This window comes from Micromonospora globosa (genome assembly GCF_000717585.1).
GTDB classification, from domain to species: Bacteria; Actinomycetota; Actinomycetes; order Mycobacteriales; family Micromonosporaceae; genus Micromonospora; species Micromonospora aurantiaca.
In genome coordinates, this window is sequence record NZ_JNZR01000023.1 from 13,561 (window position 1) to 36,973 (window position 23,413).

24 protein-coding genes are annotated in these 23,413 nt (G+C 73.5%); 12 read left to right on the plus strand and 12 right to left on the minus strand.

Annotation, left to right across the window (positions count from 1 at the left end):
- Window positions 1-115: 115 nt before the first annotated feature.
- From IF06_RS0120675 to IF06_RS0120685, 3 genes are all read right to left on the minus strand, one after another.
- Window positions 116-1,294 carry a hypothetical protein gene (locus tag IF06_RS0120675; protein WP_232236734.1) on the minus strand — a complete coding sequence of 393 codons (1,179 nt, stop codon included), beginning with the start codon at window positions 1,292-1,294 and terminating at the stop codon, window positions 116-118.
- A 791-nt stretch (window positions 1,295-2,085) separates the two neighbouring features.
- Window positions 2,086-2,538 (minus strand): pyridoxamine 5'-phosphate oxidase family protein, encoded by a 453-nt coding sequence (locus tag IF06_RS0120680; protein WP_013284335.1) that lies wholly within the window; start codon window positions 2,536-2,538, stop codon window positions 2,086-2,088.
- Window positions 2,539-2,592: 54 nt separating this feature from the next.
- The gene (locus IF06_RS0120685; RefSeq protein ID WP_013284334.1) at window positions 2,593-3,186 is read right to left on the minus strand and encodes a pentapeptide repeat-containing protein; all 594 of its coding nucleotides are present in this window, start codon (window positions 3,184-3,186) and stop codon (window positions 2,593-2,595) included.
- Between the two features lie 56 nt (window positions 3,187-3,242).
- On the opposite strand from IF06_RS0120685, the gene IF06_RS0120690 reads away from it, so the two are divergent.
- Both IF06_RS0120690 and IF06_RS0120695 read left to right on the plus strand, forming a co-directional pair.
- Window positions 3,243-4,475 (plus strand): serine hydrolase domain-containing protein, encoded by a 1,233-nt coding sequence (locus IF06_RS0120690; protein ID WP_013284333.1) that lies wholly within the window; start codon window positions 3,243-3,245, stop codon window positions 4,473-4,475.
- 54 nt (window positions 4,476-4,529) lie between these two features.
- Entirely contained in the window at window positions 4,530-5,171 is a 642-nt protein-coding gene (locus IF06_RS0120695) for an NAD(P)-dependent oxidoreductase (protein WP_013284332.1), read from the plus strand.
- Between the two features lie 61 nt (window positions 5,172-5,232).
- On the opposite strand, the gene IF06_RS0120700 is transcribed toward IF06_RS0120695, so the two are convergent.
- Both IF06_RS0120700 and IF06_RS0120705 read right to left on the minus strand, forming a co-directional pair.
- On the minus strand, window positions 5,233-5,697 hold the full coding sequence (locus IF06_RS0120700; RefSeq protein ID WP_030272926.1) for a PPOX class F420-dependent oxidoreductase: 465 nt from the start codon (window positions 5,695-5,697) through the stop codon (window positions 5,233-5,235).
- A 32-nt stretch (window positions 5,698-5,729) separates the two neighbouring features.
- Window positions 5,730-6,371, minus strand: coding sequence for a DUF6642 family protein (locus tag IF06_RS0120705; protein WP_030272928.1), 642 nt, complete (start codon window positions 6,369-6,371; stop codon window positions 5,730-5,732).
- Between the two features lie 257 nt (window positions 6,372-6,628).
- Here IF06_RS0120705 and IF06_RS0120710 point away from each other — a divergent pair, with 257 nt between their 5' ends.
- Window positions 6,629-7,408: a D-Ala-D-Ala carboxypeptidase family metallohydrolase gene (locus IF06_RS0120710; RefSeq protein ID WP_013284329.1), complete on the plus strand. Its 780-nt coding sequence runs from the start codon at window positions 6,629-6,631 to the stop codon at window positions 7,406-7,408.
- 239 nt (window positions 7,409-7,647) lie between these two features.
- On the opposite strand, the gene IF06_RS0120715 is transcribed toward IF06_RS0120710, so the two are convergent.
- The 5 genes from IF06_RS0120715 to IF06_RS0120730 form a co-directional block, all read right to left on the minus strand.
- Entirely contained in the window at window positions 7,648-8,166 is a 519-nt protein-coding gene (locus IF06_RS0120715; protein ID WP_013284328.1) for a hypothetical protein, read from the minus strand.
- A gap of 87 nt (window positions 8,167-8,253) precedes the next feature.
- Window positions 8,254-8,673 (minus strand): DUF234 domain-containing protein, encoded by a 420-nt coding sequence (locus IF06_RS34430; protein WP_332258993.1) that lies wholly within the window; start codon window positions 8,671-8,673, stop codon window positions 8,254-8,256.
- Window positions 8,649-9,572 (minus strand): AAA family ATPase, encoded by a 924-nt coding sequence (locus IF06_RS32250; RefSeq protein WP_232236735.1) that lies wholly within the window; start codon window positions 9,570-9,572, stop codon window positions 8,649-8,651. The genes IF06_RS34430 and IF06_RS32250 overlap by 25 nt, the downstream gene beginning before the upstream one ends.
- Before the next feature lie 30 nt (window positions 9,573-9,602).
- Window positions 9,603-10,274, minus strand: a complete 672-nt coding sequence (locus tag IF06_RS0120725; RefSeq protein ID WP_030272930.1) for a response regulator transcription factor — start codon at window positions 10,272-10,274, stop codon at window positions 9,603-9,605.
- The gene (locus IF06_RS0120730; RefSeq protein WP_030272932.1) at window positions 10,271-11,509 is read right to left on the minus strand and encodes a sensor histidine kinase; all 1,239 of its coding nucleotides are present in this window, start codon (window positions 11,507-11,509) and stop codon (window positions 10,271-10,273) included. Before IF06_RS0120730 ends, IF06_RS0120725 begins: the two co-directional genes overlap by 4 nt.
- Before the next feature lie 132 nt (window positions 11,510-11,641).
- Between IF06_RS0120730 and IF06_RS0120735 the strand changes: the two genes are divergently transcribed.
- The 7 genes from IF06_RS0120735 (at window position 11,642) to IF06_RS0120765 (ending at window position 19,103) form a co-directional block, all read left to right on the plus strand.
- Complete coding sequence (locus IF06_RS0120735; RefSeq protein ID WP_030272934.1) at window positions 11,642-12,541, plus strand: ABC transporter ATP-binding protein; 900 nt, start codon at window positions 11,642-11,644, stop codon at window positions 12,539-12,541.
- Complete coding sequence (locus IF06_RS0120740; protein ID WP_030272936.1) at window positions 12,538-13,323, plus strand: hypothetical protein; 786 nt, start codon at window positions 12,538-12,540, stop codon at window positions 13,321-13,323. The genes IF06_RS0120735 and IF06_RS0120740 overlap by 4 nt, the downstream gene beginning before the upstream one ends.
- Window positions 13,324-13,325: 2 nt before the next feature.
- Window positions 13,326-14,030, plus strand: coding sequence for a hypothetical protein (locus IF06_RS0120745; protein ID WP_036311233.1), 705 nt, complete (start codon window positions 13,326-13,328; stop codon window positions 14,028-14,030).
- A gap of 113 nt (window positions 14,031-14,143) precedes the next feature.
- Complete coding sequence (locus tag IF06_RS0120750) at window positions 14,144-15,565, plus strand: amino acid permease (protein WP_030272939.1); 1,422 nt, start codon at window positions 14,144-14,146, stop codon at window positions 15,563-15,565.
- Between the two features lie 124 nt (window positions 15,566-15,689).
- Window positions 15,690-16,511 (plus strand): CDP-alcohol phosphatidyltransferase family protein, encoded by an 822-nt coding sequence (locus tag IF06_RS0120755; protein WP_030272941.1) that lies wholly within the window; start codon window positions 15,690-15,692, stop codon window positions 16,509-16,511.
- Window positions 16,508-18,334, plus strand: a complete 1,827-nt coding sequence (locus tag IF06_RS0120760) for a sulfatase (RefSeq protein ID WP_030272944.1) — start codon at window positions 16,508-16,510, stop codon at window positions 18,332-18,334. The genes IF06_RS0120755 and IF06_RS0120760 overlap by 4 nt, the downstream gene beginning before the upstream one ends.
- Window positions 18,335-18,347: 13 nt before the next feature.
- Complete coding sequence (locus tag IF06_RS0120765) at window positions 18,348-19,103, plus strand: FkbM family methyltransferase (RefSeq protein ID WP_030272946.1); 756 nt, start codon at window positions 18,348-18,350, stop codon at window positions 19,101-19,103.
- Between the two features lie 9 nt (window positions 19,104-19,112).
- Here IF06_RS0120765 and IF06_RS0120770 read toward each other — a convergent pair whose 3' ends face one another.
- Entirely contained in the window at window positions 19,113-20,132 is a 1,020-nt protein-coding gene (locus IF06_RS0120770; RefSeq protein WP_030272948.1) for an MBL fold metallo-hydrolase, read from the minus strand.
- A 140-nt stretch (window positions 20,133-20,272) separates the two neighbouring features.
- Window positions 20,273-21,154 (minus strand): serine hydrolase, encoded by an 882-nt coding sequence (locus tag IF06_RS0120775; RefSeq protein ID WP_030272950.1) that lies wholly within the window; start codon window positions 21,152-21,154, stop codon window positions 20,273-20,275.
- 38 nt (window positions 21,155-21,192) lie between these two features.
- Here IF06_RS0120775 and IF06_RS0120780 point away from each other — a divergent pair, with 38 nt between their 5' ends.
- Together IF06_RS0120780 and IF06_RS0120785 are read left to right on the plus strand one after the other, a co-directional pair.
- Window positions 21,193-22,170, plus strand: a complete 978-nt coding sequence (locus tag IF06_RS0120780) for a LysR substrate-binding domain-containing protein (RefSeq protein ID WP_030272952.1) — start codon at window positions 21,193-21,195, stop codon at window positions 22,168-22,170.
- A 40-nt stretch (window positions 22,171-22,210) separates the two neighbouring features.
- The gene (locus tag IF06_RS0120785) at window positions 22,211-23,386 is read left to right on the plus strand and encodes an endonuclease (RefSeq protein ID WP_013284314.1); all 1,176 of its coding nucleotides are present in this window, start codon (window positions 22,211-22,213) and stop codon (window positions 23,384-23,386) included.
- Window positions 23,387-23,413 lie beyond the last annotated feature (27 nt).

A 23,413-nucleotide genomic window follows, 5' to 3' on the forward strand; every position in this document is an offset into this window, starting at 1 on the left:
GAAACGACAGGTGCGCGACGGGCTTCACGGTGTCACCGCACGGCTCTTTGCGCCATATGTCGAGTGACGGGCGTTTCCAGTTCGTTACCTGACGACCGCCCGCCGGACCGGCCGCTCAGCTTACCGTGATCGCCTGCAACGCCACCCCGTCGTTCTGCCCCCCGGTCACGGTCAGGGCGTGCCACCTGATCAGCAGCCGCTCCCCGGGGGCCGCCCGGAAGCGGATGACGTACTGGTAGAAGCGGTCGCCCGCGGCGAGGGCGACCTCGCGGACGGCGGGATCGCCACCGCTGGACAGCGACAGGTCGAGCCGCGCACCGGCCGAGAACGTGCCGACGAACAGCCGGACCGTACGCACATCCCCGCTCCCGGTCACGCCGAGCGTGAAGCTCTTCCCGGCGCCGCGCTGGAAGACACCCGCCCGGGTGCCCTCCTGACGCGCCGTCGGCGTGCCGTCGGTCCACTGGAGATCACAAGCGCCCGCGTTGTGCTCCAGCCGCTCGCCACCCGGATCCTGGATCTCGCCCGTACCGCCCGCCTTGCGATGGAAGCTGTCCGCGCCGGTCCCGCCCCAGTGCCGCCAGTCCCGCGTACCGAGGTCGGTGAGCGACAACGACCCCGGCAGCGGCGCCAGGTCCACGTCGAGCAGCGGCCCGCCGGGTGCGACCGGGTCGCCGGTGGCCGGTGCCTGGTCGCTGGGTGCTTGTCGGCTCGGCGCCTGGCCGCTGGGTGCCTGGTCGCTGGGCGCCTGGTTGCCGGGTGGCTGGTTGCCGGGTGCCTGGTTGCCGGGTGCCTGGTTGCCGGGTGCCGCCACGGGCGCGGTCTCCCGGGTCAGCGGGGGTGGCGTGGACGACCGGGCCGCGTACGCCAGCGCCGCCACCAGGCCGGTCACGGCCACGGCCGCCAGTACGGCGCGCCGGCGTCGACGCCGCGCCCGGGCCGCGGCGACGCGGGTGGCCGGGGCGTCGGGCGGGGGGCGCATCGGACCGGCGATCGGGGCTAGGGTCCGGCTCAGCCGGGCCTTGGCCGCTCGGGCGGCGGCGCGCAGCCGGGCGCCCATCCCGCCGGTCACGTCGGACAGGCCGCCGGTCAGGCCGGCGAGGCGTGCCGGGATGCTCTCCCGGGCGGAGTGCCGGCCGGGTCTCGCCTCCGCCTCCTGAGGCAGACCGGAGCCGGCCGGCTCGTCGGCGGCGCCCGGCCGGACCGGTGACGGGCCGGACAGGTGCAACCCGATCGGGGCCGGCCCGACCAGCGGAACCCGGCCGCCGGGCGGACTCGGACGCGGCTCGGGCACCGACGCCGACGTCCCGGAGGCGAGCGGGCCTGGCCCGAGCGTCCGGGAGGTTGGCGGGCCTGGCCCGAGCGTCCGGGAGGCTGGCGGGCCGGAGCTGGGCGGAGTCGACGTAGGAGGGCCGGGCGCGGGAGGGCCTGCGGGGAGCGTGCCGGGCACGGGCATGTTGGCTGGAAGCGGGCCTACGGCGGGAAGATCGGGAGTCGGCGGGCCGCCGGTACGCGGAGGCGGCCAGACAGCGGTACCCGGCGGTTCCAGGTCCCCCACGGAAACCCGATCGTCCGCGTCGGCCGCTGGGTGCTCGCCGTCCGGCGGGTTCACCGTCCGGGGCGTGGCGGGATCCGTGTCCCCAGGGAGGCGGCGTGGACCGGCGGGGCGCTCCGGCGCGTCGACCCCGTCGTCCGGTGTGGGCAGCCAGCCCCCGACCCGGATCCCGGTACGCGCGATGTCGTCCTCAGCCACCGACCCTCCCTCGGCCACCGGCGGCGAGCGGCCCGGCCCCGTGGCTCGCCGTAGGGAGGATGACACAGAACGCGATCTTGCAGAAGGCATCAGCCCTCGCAATTCCCACGCCTGCCCGGCGCCGGCCATCCCAGCAGGACAGATCTTGGAGGATTTCCGCCCCCGCAGGGGCCATTCCGTACCAAGATCTCCCGTACTCAGCCACGGCGGACCGCGCCCACCCGAGACCGTCGGGTCGATCATGAAGTTGGCGGCGGCAAAACGGGCATCCAAGGCCGCTAACTTCATGATCGACGCGTGTCAGCGGGCCGGCGGGGCGGTGGGGCGGCGGGTCAGTGGCGGGTGCGGCGTTCGAGGCCCCGGGTGGGGTGCCAGCTCTCGATCACGAGGTGGTCTGGTGGGTCGCCCACCCGGGTGAGCACCACCTCGGTCAGCTCGATCCGGAAGCTGTGCGAGCCGTCCTCGGCGGGCGGCTCCTCGTGCGCCCGGCCGGCGATCTTCGCGTCTCCGTCCCAGGTGGACGGGTCGTCCGGCGGGGCGTCCTCGGTCGGGCTGTGCAGCGCCACCCGGGGATCGCGGCGCAGGTCGAGCGCCTTGACAGCGCCGGCCATGCTGCCCAGCCGCAGCTGCCCGTCGTCACCGAAGTCGAACTCGGTGCCGCTGATCCGCGGCGAGCCGTCCCGCCGCAGTGTCGCCATCGTGCCGTGCTTGCGGACCGCGAAGCGGGCGCGTACCCGCGCCGCGAACTCGGGCTCGGCCGCCACCAGGTCGGACCACCATGTCATACGCCCGAGTGTGTCCGGAAAACCTGACAACCCGCGGCACATTTCCCAGCGGACTCAGCCCACCTGGAAACCGAGCGCCTGGGCCAGCATCACCGCCTGCTCGGCGTCGATCCGCGCGCCGGAACGCTGCACCGCGGTCGGGTCGAGAGCGGACAGGTCGCTGCCGCGCAGGTCGGCCCGGATCAGCTTGGCGGCGTGCAACTGGGCGCCGGAGAGGTCCACGCCGGTCAGCGTCGCGCCGGTCAGGTCGGCCCCGGTCAGGTCGACCTCCCGCATCCGTACGTCGGTGATCCGCGCCCCGCGCAGGTCGGCGCCGGCGAGCGTGACGAAGGACCAGTCGCCCCGGTCGACCCGCAGCGGGCGCAGGTCGCAGCGGTCGAACGTGCTGCCGACCAGCTTGCAGCCGGTGAACTCGGCCTCGAAGAGGTTGCACTTGCTGAACGAGCACCTGGTGAACGCCGAGTCGGTGTGCCGGGAGGCGTTGAACGCCACGTTGCCGAACACGCAGTCGGTGAAGACAGCGCCCCGGCTGACCGCCTCGGTCAGGTCGACGTGGAAGAACTCGCATCGCACGAAGTGCCGGTCGGCCAGCTCCTCGGCGTACCAGTCCTGCTGGCGGTAGGTGACGTCCTCGACCGGCTCGGGCATGCCACCGACCCTAATGACACTTCCGGGGCCGAGGTACCTGCGGGTAGGTTCGCGTCGTGAGTGTCACGGTGAGCACCGATCCCGGCCGCGTCGGTTTCGATCCCGCCCGGCTGGGGCGGATCGACGAGCACTTCGCCCGGTACGTCGACGACGGCCGGCTCGCCGGCTGGCAGATCGTCGTCAGCCGCCGGGGCGAGGTCGCCCACTCCTCGACGTACGGGCTGCGGGACCGGGAGGCCGGTACGCCGGTCGAGCCGGACACGCTGTGGCGCATCTACTCGATGACCAAGCCGATCACCTCGGTCGCGGCGATGATGCTCTGGGAGGAGGGCCGGTTCGAGCTGAACGACCCGGTCAGCCGCTGGCTGCCGGAGTTCGCCGACGTACGCGTCTACGACCGGGGTTCGGTGCTCAAGCCGTACACCGTGCCGGCGGTCGAGCCGATCCGGATCTGGCACCTGCTCACCCACACGGCCGGCCTGACGTACGGCTTCGCCCAGGTCTCGGTGGTCGACGGCCTGTACCGGGCGGCCGGCTTCGACCTGGGCGTGCCGGCGGGCGCGGACCTGGCGGCGGCCTCGGCCGGGCTGGCCCGGCTGCCGCTGCTGTTCCAGCCGGGCACGAGCTGGAACTACGGCGTCTCCACCGACGTGCTGGGCCGCCTGGTCGAGGTGATCTCCGGGCAGTCGCTGGACGCGTTCTTCGCCGAGCGCATCCTGGGCCCGCTGGGCATGACGGACACCCGCTGGTGGGTGGACGCGGCGGACTCCAAGCGCCTGGCCGCCCTCTACGCCCCGCACCCGGCCACCGGCCAGGCGGTACGCGCCGACGGGGTGGGCCGGGCCGCGCTGGCGGAGCCGACCTGGCACTCCGGCGGCGGCGGGCTGGTCTCCACGGCGGCCGACTACCACCGGTTCACCCAGTTCCTGCTGCGCGGCGGCGAGCTGGACGGGGTCCGCCTGCTCGGCCCGCGCACGGTGCGCTTCATGACCCGCAACCACCTGCCGGGCAACCGGGATCTGGCCTCGTTCTCGCCGGAGGGCTTCGCCGAGACGATCCTCGACGGGATCGGCTTCGGGCTGGGCTTCGCGGTGGTGCTGGACCCGGTGCCGTCGCGGGTGCCGAGCAGCGTCGGCGAGTTCTACTGGGGCGGCCTGGCCAGCACCGCGTTCTGGGTGGACCCGGTGGAGGAGGTCACCGCGCTGCTGTTCACCCAGCTGATGCCGTCGAGCACGTACCCGCTGCGCAGCCAGTTGCGCCAGCTCGTCTACTCGGCGATCGTCGACTGAGCCGGTTCGGCGGAACTCCCGCCGCCCGCCCGTGGGCTGCCTAGCCTGTGAGGCATGAGCGACATCGTCGTGTTCGGCGCCGGCGGGACGGCGGGTTCGCGGATCGCGGCCGAGGCGGTCGAGCGGGGGCATCGGGTGACAGCGGCGGTGCGGCGTCCGGAGGCGGTCGGCTACCTACCACCCGGCGTACGCACGGTGACCGGCGACGCCACCTCGGCGCGGAGCGTACGCGAATTGGCCGAGGATGCGGACGTGTTGGTGGTGGCCATCGGCGGCGGCGAGCGCGAGTTGTGGCGCGACGCCGCGCGGACGCTGGTCGACACGCTGCGTGAGTTGCCCGACCCACCTCGGGTGATCCACGTCGGCGGCGGCTCGACGCTGCTCACGCCGAAGGGCACCCGTTACCTGGACGAGCCGGACTTCCCGGAGGAGTACCGGGACTCGGCGCACGGCCAGGCCGACGCGCTGGAGTTCTACCGCACCAGCGCGGACGGGGTGACCTGGACGTACGTCTCCCCACCGCCGCTGGAGTTCCACCCGGGTGAGCGGACCGGGCACTACCGCACCGGCACCGACCAGCCGGTGACCGACGCGCAGGGCCGGTCGGTGCTCACCTACGAGGACCTGGCGGTGGCGATCGTCGACGAGATCGAGAATCCCCGGTTCGGCAACGCCCGCTTCACCGTCGCGTACTGATCCGGCGCGTACTGATCCGGCGCGTACTGATCCGGCGCGTACTGATCCGGCGCGTACTGATTCAGTCGGCCAGCCGGGCGGGGAAGCCGCCGGTGGCGATCGGACCCCAGGACTCGATCGTGACGCGGATCAGTGACTTGCCCTGCGCGACCATCGCCGACCGGTACTCGTCCCAGTCCGGGTGCTCGCCGGAGATGCTGCGGAAGTACTCGACGAGCGGCTCCAGCGCCTCGGGCAGGTCGAGCACCTCGGCCACGCCGTCGACCTGCACCCACGGGCCGTTCCAGTCGTCGGAGAGCACGCACGCGGAGACGCGCGGGTCGCGGCGGATGTTGGCGACCTTGGCGCGTTCGGGATAGGTGGAGATGACCAGGCGGCCCTCGGCGTCCACGCCGCACGCCACCGGCGAGGACTGCGGGCGCCCGTCGGAGCGGGTGGTCATGAGCACGACGTGGTGGCGGGGGCGGAGGAACTCGATCAGGGCGTCCCGGTCGACCCGGGTGTTCTTCGCGATGCTGCGTGCCATGCCCTCGGTTCTACCAGGCCGGCCGGTCGATCTCAGCGCGGACGCCCGGCGGCCCGCTGCGCCGGGACCTGCTCCGGCACCCGCGGGCGGGCCGAGGGCCGCCAGGCACGGCCGTTGGCGTAGATCACCCGGAAACCGAGGTACGCGGCGAGCGGCGCCCAGTGCGCCGAGCGCATCCGCACCTCGGCGGCGTTGTGGCGCTGACCGTTGGCGAGCACGTCGAGCAGCACCGTCTCGAAGGCGGCCGACTCGACCCAGTCGACCTCGCGGGTGAAGCCGCAGATCAGCGCCGCGCCGGTGACGTCGAGGAACTCGCGCAGCGTGGCGTCGGAGGCGCGCAGCACCGAGCAGCTGCCGAAGTAGAGGCGGCGGCCCTCGCAGCGGCCGGCCATCCGCTCGGCCACGTCCGACAGCTCGACCGAGTCCCAGTCGGTGAGGCAGAGCCGGCTCGGCTCGCCGTGCATGGCGAAGAAGCCCACCCGGTGATCCGCGTACTGCTTGAGCAGCCACCTGTCGACGAAGTAGAACAGCTCGTCGCGGGTGGCCGCGTCCTTGTGGATGTAGCGGATGCGGCCGAGCCGTTCGAGCAGGTCGAGCGTGGGCAGGACGGATCCTCGTTCGTTGAGGTCGCGGTGCCACTGCCCCTCGACGCAGAACACGCCGCCACGCGCCAACGCCCACCTCCCCGCCCGTCGAGGTCGCCGCCCGGGTCCGGGAGCAGACGTTACCGCTCACCCCCGACGGGCGACACCCGGCGGCGCGTTCGCAAACAGGCACTATTCACAGCCGATATCCAGCAAACGCCCGATGTGAGAACAATTTCAGCTAATCACCACGAAGAATCCTCTCACCTGTCACGGTGAGAGAGACGGGACGTACCGGTCGATGTGCCCGTCCAACCCCAGTTCCGCTCTGACATCGGGAGGACTCTGTGCGCGTCAACACCCTGAAGCGGGCGGCGGTCGCGTTCGCGCTGGCCCTGCCCGGGGCCGCCGTGGCAACCGTCGTGGCCGCGCCACCGGCCCACGCCGACGGCTGCTACACCTGGAACCGCATGCTGTCCCAGGGACAGTCCGGCTCCGACGTACGGCAGCTCCAGATCCGGGTGGCCGGCTGGGCAGCGTACGGCGGCATCGTCCGGGTCGACGGCGTGTACGGCCCGGAGACGGCCGCCGCTGTCAAGCGCTTCCAGGCCGCGTACGGGCTGCGGGCCGACGGCGTGGCCGGACCGAAGACGTTCGCCAAGATCTACGACCTGCAGAAGGACAGCGACTGCACGCCGAAGCACTTCAGCTACGCCGAGCTGGACAACGGCTGCGGCAAGGGCGGGTGGGCCGGTGGCCCGCTCTCGTCGTCGGCCACCCGGGAGAACGCGCTGCGCACCATGTGGAAGCTGGAGGCGCTGCGGCGCAGCCTCGGCGACAAGCCGCTCTACGTGACCAGCGGGTTCCGCAGCATCGCCTGCAACCGGCAGGTCGGCGGCGCCGCGGACAGCCAGCACCTCTACGGCAACGCGGCCGACCTGATCGCCAAGCACCGCAGCCTCTGCGACATCGCCCGTTCCGCCCGTGACCAGGGCTTCAGCGGCATCTACGGCCCCGGCTACCCGGACCACGACGACCACACGCACGTGGACTCGCGGCGGGAGAACAACCGGGACAAGGTGGCGAACACCAGGGACTGGTCCGCCCCGGACTGCGGGGTCGAGTAAGCGGTGACGGCGGCCCGGCACGGGGGTGGGGGCTCCCCGGCCGGGCCGCCGTCGGCATGCTCCGGCACGACCGACGCCGCTCCGCGACGGGGCGTCGACGCGACCGGAACCGGGCGCCAAGCGTCAGCTCACCCCGGGCCGGAGGGGCCGGGTGAGCGGGCCCGGGGACCGGGCGAGGCGTGGCGTCACCTCGCCCGGACCGGGCGACGGGTCGGATCGCCCGGGGCCTGGCGACGGGGTCAGCTCGCCCGGGGCCAGCGGGGCCGGGCGGTGGGAGCCGACCGGGCGGCGACGGGTCGCAGACCGGGCCGGACCGGCGGCGCGGCGACCCGCGGGACCGGACCGCGCGCCGCCTGAGCCGCGGCGGCCGGGCGGACGGCCTGACCCGGCACCGCCCGCGCCGGCTGTCCCGGCACCGGACGTCCGGCCTGCCCGGCGGCCGGACGGGCGCCGGACGGGCCGGTCAGCACGAACGGGAAGGGCACGTGCACGAACGGGTTGCCGTGCCGGATCAGCGCGTCGATCTGGCGGTCGTTGAGACCGTGTGTCTCCAGCACGCGCCGGCCCCAGCGATGCAACCGGCAGGGGAACGACGAGCCGTCGTTGCGGCACTTCGGCCCCGCGGGCCACTCCTCGGCGGCGTGCACCACCACCGCCCGGACCGCGAGGCGGACGTCCTCGGGGGTCAACGGTGCCGGTACCGGCACCTCGCCCAGGATCTGGTCGATGGGATCCGTCGACTGCTCACCAACTCGCACGGCAGGCCTCCCGCAGCTCGGCAGCGGTGCGGCGGAACGGCCGCACCACATCCTCGACCACTGGTACGGCCGGGAAACGGCAGCAGTTCAATCCCGCCACGCGGCGAGCAGTTCGGCCGGCCCGATCGCCGTGACACCGTCAACCGCACGGCCACTGCGCACCACCGCGACGACCGGCGTCTGGTCGTCGGCGCCCGGTAGCTGGGCGCGGTGGTGAAGCAGCCGGGCCAGGTCGTGACCGTCGAACGCGCCGTTCTCCAGCCACTTGACCGAGCCCACGAACGTGATCCGCTTGGCCACCGGGCTACGGTCACCGCCGACCAGGTCGATCTCGGGATCGTTGATACGCGTCCAGTACCCGCCCACCACCGCCGTCTCGAACGGCAGGTGCCCCGGCGGCAGCCGGCGCAGCGACTCCCGGATCACCGGCTCGACCGCACGTCCCCGCCATGAGGTCCAGGACGAGTGGATGCGGGCGAGGGTCAGATCCCCTCTGCCGCGCTCGATCTCGGCGAGGTAGGGATCGAGGAAGGCGAGCCAGAAGCGGAGATACGGATCGGGACCACGTACCGGGTCTCGCGCGAAGGACGGGTGGACAGCGGGAGGGTGGCCTCCACGATCCGTTTGTCAGCCAGCAGTCGGAGCGCGCGGTGCAGCGAAGCCTGCGGGATTCCGCCGGCGGTCCGCGCGATGGAGGAGGCGGTGCGCTCCCCGGAGCCGATGGCGCGCAGCACCACGCCCGGCTGGGACTGCGGCGGGAACTCGGCGGCGAGGGCCCGTTCCCCGCTGACGAGCAGCGCGGAGGTGGGGTCCGGGACAGCCTTGGCGAGGTAGTCGCGCACGTTCTCGCCGGGGGCCCAGTCGTCGAGGACGAGCGGCAGGCCGCCGGTGACGAGGTACGCATCGATGGCATCCGCCGACGGCAGCTGGAGCATCTCGCCCACGTCGCCGGGGCTCAGCGGCGGCACGACCATTTCGGTCGCGCGTTGGTGGAACGGCCGACCGTGGTCGTTGAGCGCCTCCATCATCGCCAGGTCCGAGCCGACGCAGATCAGCAGGACCGGCCTACGGGACAACTCCCGGTCGAAGACCTTCTGGAGGGTGCCCTCGAAACCTGGATCGGTGGCGATGAGGTAGGGCATCTCGTCGAGCACGACGACGCTGGTCTGGTCCGCGGGCAGCGCGGCGGCGAGGAGGGTGAGTGCCGCGTCCCAGGTGGCCGGCGCCTGCCCGGCGAACAGACCCGCTCCGGGAAGTGTCGAGCCGGCCGCCGCCGCAACGAAGAGCCGCAGGTCGGCGGCGGGTGTGGGTTGCGCCGAGGCGGTGAAGAAGAGGTGAGGTACGCCCGTACGCTCGACGAACTCCTCCACGAGGCGGGACTTGCCCACCCGGCGACGTCCTCGCATGAGCACTGCTCGTCCGGGCCGTCCTGCGCGTCAGACCAGGCCGGCGTCCTGGACCAGCAGGGCCACCTGCACGCGGTTGTTCAGGTCGAGCTTCGTCAGCAGGCGCGACACGTACGCCTTCACCGTCGCCACGCTCATGAACAACTCGGCGGAGATCTCCGCGTTGGTCCGGCCCCGTCCGAGCAGCACCGCGACCTCCCGCTCCCGCTCGGAGAGGCCGTCGAGCAGCCGCACCGCCCGCTCCCGCTTCGGGTCCGGGCTCGCCACCGGCGCGGTGCCGGTGACGTGCGCGATGAGCTTGCGGGTCACCGCCGGGGACAGCGTCGCCTCCCCCGCCGCGACCCGGCGTACCGCCGCCACGATCTCGGCCGGCGGGGTGTCCTTGAGCAGGAAGCCGCTCGCCCCGGCGCGCAGCGCCCGCAGCACCTGCTCGTCGGCGTCGAACGTGGTGAGCACCAGCACCTCGGGCGGTTGCGGGGTGGCCCGCAGCGCCTCGGTGGCGGCCAGCCCGTCGACCCGGGGCATGCGGATGTCCATCAGCACCACGTCCGGGGCGTACGCGGCGACCGCCGCCGGCACCTCGGCGCCGTCGGTGGCCTCGCCGACCACCGCCAGGTCGGGTACGCCGCCGAGGATCATCGACAGCGCGCCGCGGACCAGCGGGTCGTCGTCGACGATGAGCACCCGCACCGGCGCGCTCACTGAGCCACCGCCCAGGGCAGCCAGGCGGTCAGCCGGAAACCGCCGTCGGCGTCCCGCCCGTGTTCGAGGCGCCCACCGGCGAGCGTGACCCGTTCCGCGATCCCGACCAGCCCGGTACCGGCGCCGGGAATGGCGGTGGGCGACGCGCCGACCGGCCACGGGTTGTGGATCTCCACCGCCAGCCCGTCCCCCGGGCCGCCCGCCAGCCGGACCGTGACCACCGCGCCGGGCGCGTGCTTGCGGGCGTTGGTCAGCCCTTCCTGCACGATCCGGTACGCGCTGCGCCCGATCGCCGCGGGCACCGCCTCCGGCTCGATCACCTCGTCGACCACGGTGACCCGTACCCCGGCGTCGCGGCTCTCGGCGACCAGCGCGGGCACGTCGGCCAGCGTGGGCTGCGGCCGTTCCGGCGTGGCCTCGGAGCCGACCTCGGCCCGCAGCACGCCGATCACCTCGCGCAGGTCCTGGAGCGCGGCGTGCGCGCTGGCCCGGATCACCCCGGCCGCCCGCGCCACCTCCTCCGGCGGCGCGTCCGGCCGGAACTCCAGCGCGCCCGCGTGCAGGCTGAGCAGGGAGATCCGGTGGGCGAGCACGTCGTGCATCTCCCGGGCGATCCGGCCGCGTTCGAGCTGCCGGGCCTGGTCGAGCCGGAGCTGCTGCTCGGCCTCGGCCCGCTCGGCCCGGTCACGCAGGGACAGCACGAGCTGGCGGCGGGCGCGGACGAACAACGCCCACGCCACCACCACGCAGATGAACAGCCCGGTCCACACGGCGGAGGCCCAGACCGGCAGCGTCGGGTCGGGCCGGACCGCGAGGTAGACCGGCAGGCTCAACAGTTGCCAGGCCACCAGCGCCAGGCCCACCGGCAGCGGCCGGTGGACCAGCACGGTGAACACGATGACCAGCAGCGCGACACCGCCGGTGACCGAGAAGAGCGCCAGCGGCGCGGTCGCCACCGCGAGCCCGACCGGCCAGCGCCGGCGCAGCCAGAGCGCGCCGCTGACGAGCAGGCCGACGAGCAGGTCGACCTCCTCCAGCCAGGCCGGACCGGCGTTGAGGCCGAACTCCGGGGTGGCGCTGGTCACGTCGCCGTGCGCGATCAGCACCCAGAGCAGCGAGGCCACGAACAGCACGCCGTCCACGAACCAGTCCCGCGGCGTCCGCCGGGCGGCTCGGGCGGGCACCAGGGAGCCCGGCAGGAGCCAGGGATGATCGGGTACGGCGGCACTGGTCACCCGTCCATGCTAGGAAGCCCTCCGGACCGGCTACCAGCTACCAAAGTCGACGCCTGCCGTGAACCGAGGTCGACGGCGGCGCAGACCGCCGGCCGCAGCGCGTGACCGGTTGGCCCCGGCAGGCTCGACGGCATGATCGAAGTCGACCAGCTCACCAAGCGGTACGGTCCGCACACCGCCGTCGAGGACGTCACGTTCCGGTGCGAACCGGGTTCCGTGACCGGTTTCCTCGGGCCGAACGGCGCCGGGAAGTCCACCACGATGCGGATGATCTGCGGGATGACGCCGCCCACCTCGGGCGGCGCCACAGTCGGCGGACGCCCGTACCGGCACCTGCCCAACCCGGGACGGGAGATCGGCGTGCTGCTCGACGCCTCGGCGCAGCACGCCGGGCGTACCGGGCGGGAGACGCTCACGCTCGCCGCCCGCACCATGGGCGTGGACCGGGGGCGGGTGGCGGCGGTACTCGACCAGGTCGGGCTGAACGACACCGCGGCCCGGCGCCGCGTCGGCGCGTACTCCCTGGGCATGCGGCAGCGGCTCGGCCTGGCTCTGGCGCTGCTGGGCGACCCCCGGGTCCTGATCCTGGACGAGCCGGCCAACGGCCTCGACCCGGAGGGGATCTTCTGGATGCGCGGCCTGCTGCGCGACTTCGCCGACCGGGGCGGCACGGTGCTGCTCTCCTCGCACCTGCTGCGCGAGGTGGAGGCGGTGGCCGACCGGCTGGTGGTGATCGGCGGCGGCCGGGTGGTCGCCCAGGGCGGCAAGGACGAGCTGCTCGCCGGCGCCGGCACGCTCGTGCGCGCCCGCGACGCGCACGCCCTGCGCCTGACGCTGGACCGGGCCGCGCTGCCCGCCACCGCCGGCACCGACGGCGGCTTCGTGGTCCGGGCCGAGCCGGGCCAGGTCGGTCAGGCCGCGGCGGACGCCGGACTGGTCCTCACCGAACTGCGCCCGGCCGGCAGCGGCGGCCTGGAGCAGCTCTTCCTCACCCTCACCGCCGGCGCGTCGACCAAGGAGGCCGTCCGATGACCACCACTGCCGTTCCGACCGCCCCGCCGCGGCACGAGCCGGCCGTCGCCGGTCCTTCGCTGGCCCGGCTGACCGCCGTGGAGCTGCGCAAGCTCGCCGACACCCGGGCCGGACGCTGGCTGCTGATCACGATCGGGCTGATCGCCGCCGCGATCGTGGTGGTGCAGCTGTTCGTCGTCGACGCGCCGGACCAGACGTTCACCGCTTTCTTCACGCCGTCGCTGCTGCCGGTCGGGCTGCTGCTGCCGGTGCTCGGCATCCTCTCCATCACCGGCGAGTGGTCGCAGCGCAGCGCGCTCACCACGTTCGCGCTGGTGCCCCGCCGCGAGCGGGTGATCGTCGCCAAACTCGCAGCGGTGGTGCTCGCCGCGCTGGCCTCGGTGCTCGTCAGCCTGGCCGTCGCCGCCGCCGGCACGCTCGCCGCCCGCGTCACCGGCGGGGCGGGCGCCTGGACGTTCGACTGGCAACTGCTGCCGCACGCGGCGGTGTTCCAGGTGGCGAGCGTGCTGATGGGCGCCGCCTTCGGCCTGCTGCTGCTGAACACGCCGCTGGTGATCGTCACCTACCTCCTGCTGCCGACCGTGTGGAGCCTGCTCGCCGCGATGATCTCCGCGCTGCGTGAGCCGGCCCGCTGGCTGGACACCTCGTACACGATGGAGCCGCTGCTCGGCGCCGAGATGAACGGCGGGCAGTGGGGCCGGCTCGGCGTCTCGCTCGCCGTCTGGGTGCTCCTGCCGCTGGTCGCCGGTCTGGTGCGCACCATGCGCCGGGAGGTGTCCTGACAGTGACCGCATGGCAGCCCGGTGAGGACGTCGTGGTCGACGGCGGACGCGGCGAGCTGGTGCTGATGTGGGCGGGGTTCCCGCTGCTCGGGGCGGGGCTGGGCGCCGGGCTGACCGCGGTGTCCGGTTGGATCGCCGGGCTGGCCTGGTTCCCGTTCCAGGGCCTGTTCGAGTTGCTCGACCGGTGGCCGGACGATCGGGCGTACCCGATCGGGGCCGGGGTGGGCCTGCTCGGCGGCCTGTTCCTGGCGGTGGTGGCGGTCCGCGAGCGGCTGACCGTCACGGTCGGGCACCGGACGGTGCGGCTGCACCGCGACGGGCACGGCCGGGACCTGGCGCGCGCCGACGTTGCGGGGGTGTTCGTCGACGGCAAGGCGCTGGTGCTGCTGGACACCGCCGGTGGCGAGCTGGCCCGGGAGAAGTCCGACCTGGACGCCGAGCGGCTGCGGGAGGCGTTCACCCGGCAGGGCTGGCCGTGGACCGGGCAGGACCCGCACCGGGACGCGTACCGGCGGTGGGTGGAAGGGCTGCCCGGCCTGCCGTCCGGCGCGGACGCCCTGTTGCGCGCCCGGCAGCGGGCGCTCGACGGCGGCCACGACGCCGAGACCCGGGAGTTGCACGGGGATCTGGCCCGGCTCGGCGTCGTGGTCCGCGACGAGGGCAAGCGGCAGTACTGGCGGCTGGTCGCCGGCCCGCCGCCGGGGTGACCGCCGCCGGGCTGCGATCTTCGCGCCGAGGATCTACGTTCGTCCATACGGGTGCGGCTCGCCGGACGGCGGCGGCCCGGCCGGAGTACGTCGGTGCGACGGGAGGGACCGGCATGGCGGTGGGACAGGGCATCTTCCGGCGCAAGCCGGTCGAGCAGATCGCCGACGAGACCGACGCGGGCCTCTCCCGGGAACTGGGGTTGTGGCAGCTCACCGCGATCGGGGTCGGCGGCATCATCGGCGCGGGCATCTTCGCGCTGGCCGGGGCGGTGGCGAACGAGACCGCCGGCCCGGCCGTGCTGGTGTCGTTCCTGATCGCCGGCCTGGCCAGCGCCGCCGCCGCGCTGTCGTACGCGGAGTTCGCCGGCATGATCCCGAAGGCCGGCTCGGCGTACACCTACGGGTACGTGGTGCTGGGCGAGGCGGTCGGCTGGTTCATCGGCTGGGACCTGCTGCTGGAGTACACAGCGATCGTCGCCGTGGTGGCCATCGGCATCTCCGGCTACTTCGGCTTCCTCGTCAACGAGCTGGGCGCGGACCTGCCGGCCTGGATGCTCGGCGCGCCCGGCACCGGCGACGGGCACCGGGTCGACCTGTTCGCTGTGGTGCTCTGCCTGCTCATCGCGTTCCTGCTGACCCGGGGCATCAGGGCCGCCGCCCGGTTCGAGACGTTCGTGGTGGGCCTCAAGGTCGCGGTGGTGCTGCTGGTGATCATGGTCGGCTTCTTCCACGTGAGGACCGCCAACTACTCGCCGTTCTTCCCGTTCGGCGTCGGGGGCGCGATCACCGGCGCGGCCACCGTCTTCTTCGCGGTCTTCGGGTACGACGCGATGAGCACCGCCGCGGAGGAGTCGCGGGACGCCCGCCGGCACATGCCGAAGGCGATCATCTGGTCGCTGGTCGTCTCGATGGTGCTGTACGTGCTGGCCACGCTGGTGCTCACCGGCATGCAGAACTACCGGGACATCGACCCGGAGAGCGGCTTCTCCTCGGCGTTCGCGTCGGTCGGGCTCTCCGGGCTCGCAAGTGTGATCGCGGTCGGGGCGATCATCGGCATCCTCACCGTGATGTTCACGTTCATGCTCGGCGTGACCCGGGTGTGGTTCTCGATGAGCCGGGACGGGCTGCTGCCGGGCTGGTTCGCCAAGGTCCACCCGGTACGCCGGGTGCCGACCCGGGTCACCTGGATCGTCGGCGTCGGCTCGGCGCTGATCGCCGGTTTCCTGCCGATCCGGCAGGCCGCCGAGCTGACGAACATCGGCATCCTGCTGGCGTTCGTGGTGGTGTGCGTGGCGGTGATCGTGCTGCGCTACCGCCGTCCGGACGCGCCGCGGACGTTCCGGCTGCCCGGCATGCCCGTGGTGCCGGCGCTCGGCGCGTTGTTCTCGATCTGGCTGATCACGTTCCTCGACCCGGTGACGTGGCTGCGGTTCGGCGCCTGGTTCCTGCTCGGCGCGCTCGTCTACGCGCTGTACGGCTACCGCCGTTCGGCGCTGGCCCGGCGCGACGAGGACACCGCCGACCGGGCGCGCTGACCGCGCGCCGCCCCGCCGGCCGACGTGACATGCCACATCCGCTGGCGCGTTTCCGGCATCAGAACGAACTGTTCGGGCATGTTCTCCGTACACACGTGTGGTTCGTGACGTCTACCTCGGAGGCATGGTGTCCGCACTTCGAACTGATCCATTCGCGGGGGCGATTCTCCAGGTCGGCGTACTCGCGGCCCTGGCCGGCACGGTCGGCCTGAGCGCGTACGGCTGGCTTGCCGGTCTGCTCTTCGGGGTGGTGACGGTCGCGGCGCTCGGATACGGGCTGCGCCGCTCGGGCGCGGACCGGCTCGGCCCGGCCGACTGGGTGACGCTCACCCGGGCGACGCTCACCGGCGGGGTTGCCGCGCTGACAGTCGACTCGTTCCGCGAGCCGATCGTGGTGCCGGTGCTCGTCGTCCTGAGCGCGGTGGCGCTGTCGCTGGACTGGGTCGACGGGCAGGTGGCCCGGCGTACCGGCACGGTGAGCGCGCTGGGCGCACGGTTCGACATGGAGGTCGACTCCTTCCTGGTCCTGGTCCTCTGCGGGTACGTCGCCGACCAGGTCGGTGCCTGGGTGCTGGTGATCGGCGCGATGCGGTACGTCTTCGTCGCCGCCGGCTGGGTGCTGCCGTGGATGCGCGGCTCGCTGCCTCCGCGCTACTGGCGCAAGGTGGTCGCCGCCACGCAGGGCATCGCGCTGGCGGTGGTGGCGGCTGGCGTCCTGCCCCGGCTGCCAGCCGTCGCGGTGCTTCTCGGCGCGCTCGCGATGCTCGTCGAGTCGTTCGGCCGGGACGTCGCCTGGTTGTGGCGGCACCGCGTACCGTCGCGGCGGCGCCCGGTGGCGCTCCCGGCCGCGCCGGTGTCCCCCGCGCCCGCCGGTCACCGCTCCGAGTGGACGCCGGGCGCGCGGATCGCGCGCGAGCCCGCCGAGGTCGGCGGGCGGCGCCCGTGACCGACCTGTCCCGCCGGGCGGACGGCGACGACGCCCCGAACGGCACGACGAACAACGGCACCACGACCGACGGCACCGCGACCGACGGCACGACGGCCGAGAGCGACCGCGCCACGAGCGACCAGGGCGACGGTGCCGCGTCCGACGCCGGCCCGGTCGACCGCACCCCCGGCCACACAGGGGCCGGGGACGACGGCGTCGCGACGCCCGGCCGACCGCGCGCCCGGCGGCTGCTCGCCGCGACGGTCACCGCGCTGGCCGCCGCACTCGTGCTGGTGGCGCTCGTCGCGCCGAGCGACGTCAACGGGTTCAGCCCGGGCGCGTTCCTGCGCATCCCGGTGGAAGGGCTGGTCGCCGTCGCCCTGCTGCTGGTCCTGCCGGCACGTCCGCGCCGGGTGGTGGCCACGATCCTCGGCGCGCTGCTCGGCCTGGTCCTCGTCCTCAAGGTCGCCGACCTCGGGTTCTCGCTGGTCCTGGACCGCCCCTTCGACCTGATCGCCGACTGGACGTTCCTCGGCGCGGGCGCGGAGTTCCTGTCCGAGTCGTACGGCCCGGCCGCCGAGGTGGGTGCGGTGGCGCTGGCAGTGGTCGCCGTTCTCGCCGTACCGCTGCTGGTGACGCTGTCGGCACGGCGGCTGGCCCGGGTCGTGGCCGGCCACCGGATGGTCTCCGCGCGCGCGACCACCGCGCTCGCCGCCGCCTGGGTGGTCTGCGCCGTGCTCGGCGCGCAGATCGTGCCGGGCGTCCCGGTCGCCGCAGACACGGTGGCGGCCGGTCTCTACGACCGTGCCCGGCAGGTACGGGCGGGCCTCAACGACCAGGAGACGCTGAACACGCAGCTCGCCGGCGACCCGTTCCAGAACGTGCCGGGCGACGAGCTGCTGACCGCGCTGCGCGGCAAGGACGTGCTGTTCACGTTCGTGGAGAGCTACGGCCGGGTCGCGCTGGAGGACCCGGACCTCGCACCGGAGGTGGACGCCGTCCTGGACGAGGGAACCCGCCAGTTGCGCGCGGCCGGATACGGCAGCCGCAGCGCGTTCCTCACCTCGTCCACCACCGGCGGCGGGAGCTGGCTCGCGCACGCCACGCTGATGAGCGGCATCCGGGCGGACAACCAGTTGCGCTACACCAATTTGGTGCGCAGCGACCACCTGACCCTCAACGGCGCGTTCAAGCGTGCCGGCTGGCGCACCACACTGGTCATGCCGGCGCTCACCCGGGCCTGGCCGGAGGCCGACTTCTTCTCCCCCGACCAGGTGTACGGCGTGAAGGAACTCGGCTACCGGGGGCCGCTGTTCAGCTTCTCCTCACCGCCGGACCAGTACACGCTGTCGACGTTCCAGCGCCGCGAGCGCGGACCCGGGCACGCACCCGTGATGGCCGAGATCCCGTTGCTGTCCAGCCACATCCCGTGGACGCCGGTGCCGCCGCTGGTGGACTGGGACGACGTCGGCGACGGCTCGGTCTACAAGGGGACCGCGCGCGCCGACCGCGCCAAGGAGGGCACCCGGGAGGCGTACCGGCAGTCGGTGGTCTACACGCTGCGCACGCTCATCTCCTACGTGCAGCGGTACGGTGACGAGAACCTGGTGCTCGTGTTCCTCGGCGACCACCAGCCGGCCCGGGCGGTCACCGGTGAGGGCGCCGGCAAGGACGTGCCGATCACAGTCGTCGCCAAGGACCCGGCAGTGCTCGACCGCATCGCCGGGTGGGGCTGGCAGGACGGCCTCAACCCCGACCCGCAGGCCCCGGTCTGGCCGATGGAGTCGTTCCGTGACCGGTTCCTGCACGCGTTCGGACCGAAGTCCACCACTCACAGTTAGGGATGTCGTGACGATGCTCGCGCGGGCTTGGGGGATCACCCGTTCCCTGGCCGTCTACCACGGTCAGCCGGCCAAGCACCGGCGTGCCCGGCAGCTCTACGGGCAGTTCCTCTCCCCCGGCGACCTCGGCTTCGACATCGGCGCCCACGTCGGCGGCCGGGTGCGTACCTGGCGGCGGCTGGGCGCGCGGGTGGTCGCCGTGGAGCCGCAGCCGGACTGCCTGCGGGTGCTGCGCCTGGGCTTCGGGCGGGACGCCGACGTGACGATCGAGCCGACGGCGGTCGGTGCGCGGTCCGGCAGCGCGCGGCTGGAGCTGTCCAGCGCGACGCCGACGGTGTCCACCATGTCGTCGTCGTGGATCGAGTCGGTCACAGCCGATCCGAGCTTCGCCGGGGTCCGCTGGGACCGGTCGGTCGAGGTGCCTGTGGTGACGCTGGACGACCTGATCGCGCGGCACGGCGTACCGGCGTTCTGCAAGGTCGACGTCGAGGGCTTCGAGGTCGACGTGCTGGCCGGGCTGAGTCGTCCGGTGCGCGGGCTGTCCTTCGAGTACCTGCCGCCCGCGCACGACGCCGCGCTGGCCGCGTTGGAGCTGGTGGAACGGCTGGGCGCGACGGCGGGCGGCTACCGCTACAACTACTCGCCGGTGGAGACCATGCGGTTCGCCGGCGACCGGTGGCTGGACGCGGCCGGGCTGGTACGCCTGCTGGAGACGTACCGCCCGGCCGGTCGCTCCGGCGACGTCTACGCCCGGCTGGCGGCCTCCTGAGCGGCGCCGTCAGAATCGGTACGCGGTGTGGTACTCCGGCACCAGCACGCGGCTGCGCGGCGAGACCCGGCGCACCTCGGCGACGAGGGCGTCGAGGCGTTCCCGGTCGCTGTCGGCGACAGTCGGCGGGTTGGTGAGCGGCGTCTCGAAGTTGTCCCAGTGCACCGGAACCACGACCTTCGGACGGTCCAGCGCGGCCATCAGCCGGGGCACGTAGTCGGCGGTCGCCGTGGTGGCGGCGGAGGCGACCATCGCGACGTCCGGGGCGAGACCGCTGAGCTTGCGCTCGTCGAAGTCGCTGGCACCCATGAAGAACACGGCCGGGCCGCCGTCGATCCGGATCTGGTACGCCAGCGTGTCGCCCTCGGGCAGGTCGGCGATCGTCTCCGGACGGGGCGGCCGGCTGACCCGTACCCCGGGGAAGGCCATCGACCAGGTGGGGTTCCGGCTGTGCAGCGAGCCGGCCACCTCCACCGTGTACCCGTCGAAGTCGAGCACCTCCCCGCCCTTGACCGGGGCCAGTTGCCCGGTCGGCAGCCCGTACGCCAGGCCGAGGTGATAGGCGGTGAGCGTGCCGAAGACCCGGGCACCGGTCCGGGCGGCGATGTGCGGCACATCGTTGAAGTGGTCCCAGTGGGTGTGGGTGACGAAGATGTTCTCCGCCCGGTCGGCGAGCCGGTCGACCACATCGGCGGCCACTGTCAGCCGGGTGTCGGGGTTGAACGGCTTCCGGAACAGCCCGGTGTCGTACCGGCTCAGGTACGGGTCGACGAGCACCGTCCGGTCCCCCATGTCGATCCGCCAGCCGGAGGTCCCCCACCAGCGGAAGCTCACCGCGCCGCCGCGTCGCGTACCGCCGGCGGCGCGGCTCGGCGCGGCGACGCGGCTCGGCGCGGCGACGGGGCTCGGCCCGGCGGCGCGGGCCGGGGCGCCGGCGACGAGTCCGGCGGTGGTGACGGCGGCGGCGCCGACCGCTGTGTCGCGTAGCAGTCGACGGCGGGCGTAGCCGGACGGCCGGTTCTCGGGCATGTGTCGTCCTCCCCGTTCGGGATCGGTGATCGGTAGGCCCAGACCACCACCCCGCCGGCGTCGATGTCCAAGATCGACGAGCGCAACGACCGATATCCGGACCGATATCACCGCAGGCCAGGCCGGTGGCCCGGCCTGGATCAACGCAATGAATCGACGGCGGTCCGGGCCGCCTCCCCCATCGCCAGGTCCACGTCGATCCGGCGGGCGGCCAGCCGTTCGGTACGTACCGCCACCGCGATCGCGTACCTGCGGCCGTCGGGGTACTCCGCGACGCCGGCTTCGAGGTGCAGTCCCGGCAGGGTGCCGGTCTTCCCGGCGACCCGGACCCCGGGTGGGAAGCCGGCGGCCAGCCGGGTCCAGAAGAGCTGCCGTGCCATCAGCTCCCGGACCATGGCGCACGCGGGCGCCGGGCCGGCCTCGTCCCGCCACACCAGACGGAGCAGCCGGGTCAGCTCGCGGGCGGTGCTGGAGCTGGTGTGCTCGGGGTCGAAGACCCGCATCGCGCGGACCCGTTCGGGCGACAGGGTGGGGAAGATCCGCGCGAAGTCCGCCTCGGTGCGTGCGCCCACGTCGGAGAGCATCGTCTCGACGAGTTGCCGGGGGCCGCCGACGATCCGGGTACGCGGCAGGTCCAGCTCCGCGGCCAGCATCGGCAGCACGTCCGCCCCGATCCGGCGCAGGAGCAGGTCGGCCGCCGTGTTGTCACTCACCGACATGGCCAGGTACGCGAGGTCGCGCAGGGAGACCTCCACGTCGTCGGCGCAGCCGGCCACGCCCCAGCCGCCGAGCCGATCGGCGGCACCGACGAGCACCCGTTCGGTCGGGTCGAGCTGGCCGGCGGCCGCCTGCCGGGCGAACTCCAGCACCACCATGATCTTGAAGACGGAGGCGATGACGATCTGCTCGTCGGCGCGCAGCGCCACCTCACCGCCGGCCGGGTCGTCCACGTCCACGACGTGCAGGCAACCCCGCACCCCGGCCCGCCCGAAGATCTCCCCGATCCGTTCCGCCACATCCACGCCGACACGGTAACCAGCGGCGACGCTAGGGTGCCCGGATGGACCTGCTGCGGCACCTGCGGCATTTCGTGGTGGTCGCCCGGGAACTGCACTTCGGCCGGGCCGCCGAGACGCTGGGCATGGCACAGCCGCCGCTGAGCCAGTCGATCCAGCGGTTGGAGCGGGAGCTGGGCGTCACCCTGTTCGACAGGTCACAGCGCCAGGTCGGCCTCACCACCGCCGGCCAGTTGCTGCTCGGCGAGGCCGACGAGCTGCTGGCCGGTGAACGCCGGCTGCGTCACCTCGCCGAGCGGGTCCGCCGGGGCGCGCTCGGGGTGCTGCGCGCCGGCGTACCCCCGGAGACCCCGGCCGTGACGTTGCGCGCGCTGCTCGACGCGCTCGCGGCCCGCGCGCCCGGGCTCGCCCTCGACCTGCACGAACTGACGAGCGCCGAGCAGCACCGGATGCTCGCGGACGGGCGGCTGGACGTCGGCCTGCTGCACCATCCGGTCGACGGGGCCGGGCTGCGCTTCGGCGAGCCGGTGGACGTACCGGTGGGTGTGCTGCTGCCCCGGGCCTCGCCGCTGGCCCGGCCGCGGGAGATCGCGCTCGCCGATCTGGCCGGCATGGATCTGGTCACCGCGCCACCGGTCACCGCGCCCGGCTGGCACGAGCATCTGCTGACCGTGTGCCGGCAGCACGGTTTCGCCCCGGCCCGGGTCCGCCCCGCGCGCAACCCGGAGTTCCTGTTCGGTCTGCTCCTGGCCGGCGGCGCGGTCGCCGTCGAGCCCGCCGCGCTGGCCCGCCGGGAACCACGTGTCGCGTGGCGACCGATCACCGGTACGCCGCTGGTCCGGCGGATCTCCGCGGCCTGGCCGATCCGGGCGGCGCACCCGGCCGCGCCGATGTTCGGCCACCTCGCCACCGAGACGCTCGCCGCACCCGACGAACCGGGCGGGCCGGCGCTCCTCGCCCCGGCGGCCCGGCCGTGGCCGGTGCTGTTCGAGGCCGGCCGGGACGGAAAGTTGGCCCGCTGACCTCCCGCAGTTCACCTCGATCCGACTAACATCGCTGATCATGAATATGAAGCGTGTCACCCGCTCGCGACCCGGGCGGTTGATCGCGGCGGTCGTGCTCGCCGTCGCGGTCGGTATCCCGCTCGGCGTGACCGGCGCCGCGTCGGCCGCGACACCCCTGACCGTGGCTCAGGCGCTCGCCGCCCAGGACGGCCGGACGGCCACCGTCACCGGCTACGTCATCGGCCAGCCCACCGCCACCAACACGGTGCTCACGTCCGGCTTCACCGCCGACACCGCGATCGCCCTCGCCGACCAGGCCGGCGAGACCGGCACCGGCCGGATGCTGTACGTGCAGGTGACGGCCGCCTGGCGGAGCACCTTCGGGCTACTCACCAACCCGTCGCTGCGAGGGCGGCAGGTGACCGCGACCGGCGCGCTCACCGCGTACTTCAGCCACGGCGGGCTGAAGAACCCGACCGCGATGAGCCTCGGCGGCGGCGCCACGCCGAGCCCCACGCCGACCCCGAGCCCGACCGGCACCGCCGGGCCGGACGCGTACTACGCGAGCGCGGCCGGCAAGACCGGGCCGGCGCTGCGCACCGCGCTGCACGGCATCATCAAGGTGCAGACGAAGCTCAGCTACGACCAGGTGTGGGACGCGCTCAAGGACACCGACCAGGATCCGGCCAACCCGGCGAACGTGGTCCTGCTCTACAGCGGACGGTCGCAGAGCAAGACGAGCAACGGCGGCGGCGCGAACGACTGGAACCGGGAGCACGTCTGGGCCAAGTCGCACGGCGACTTCGGCACCGCCACCGGGCCCGGCACCGACGTGCACCACCTGCGCCCGGAGGACGTGTCGGTCAACTCGTCGCGCGGCAACAAGGACTTCGACTCGGGCGGCGGCACGGTGGCCGAGGCGCCCGGCTGCTACACCGACGCCGACTCGTTCGAGCCGCGCGACGCGGTCAAGGGCGACGTGGCCCGCATGATCCTCTACATGGCGATCCGGTACGAGGGTGGCGACGGCTGGCCGGACCTGGAACCGAACGACTCGGTCTCCAACGGCTCCGCGCCCCGCCTCGGGCGGCTGTCGAAGCTGCTGGCCTGGAACGACCAGGATCCGCCGGACGCCTTCGAGAAGCGCCGCAACCAGCGCATCTACGAGCGCTGGCAGGGCAACCGCAACCCGTTCGTCGACCACCCCGAGTGGGCACGGTCGATCTGGGGTTGACGCTCGTCCCCGATGTGAGGAAGCGTC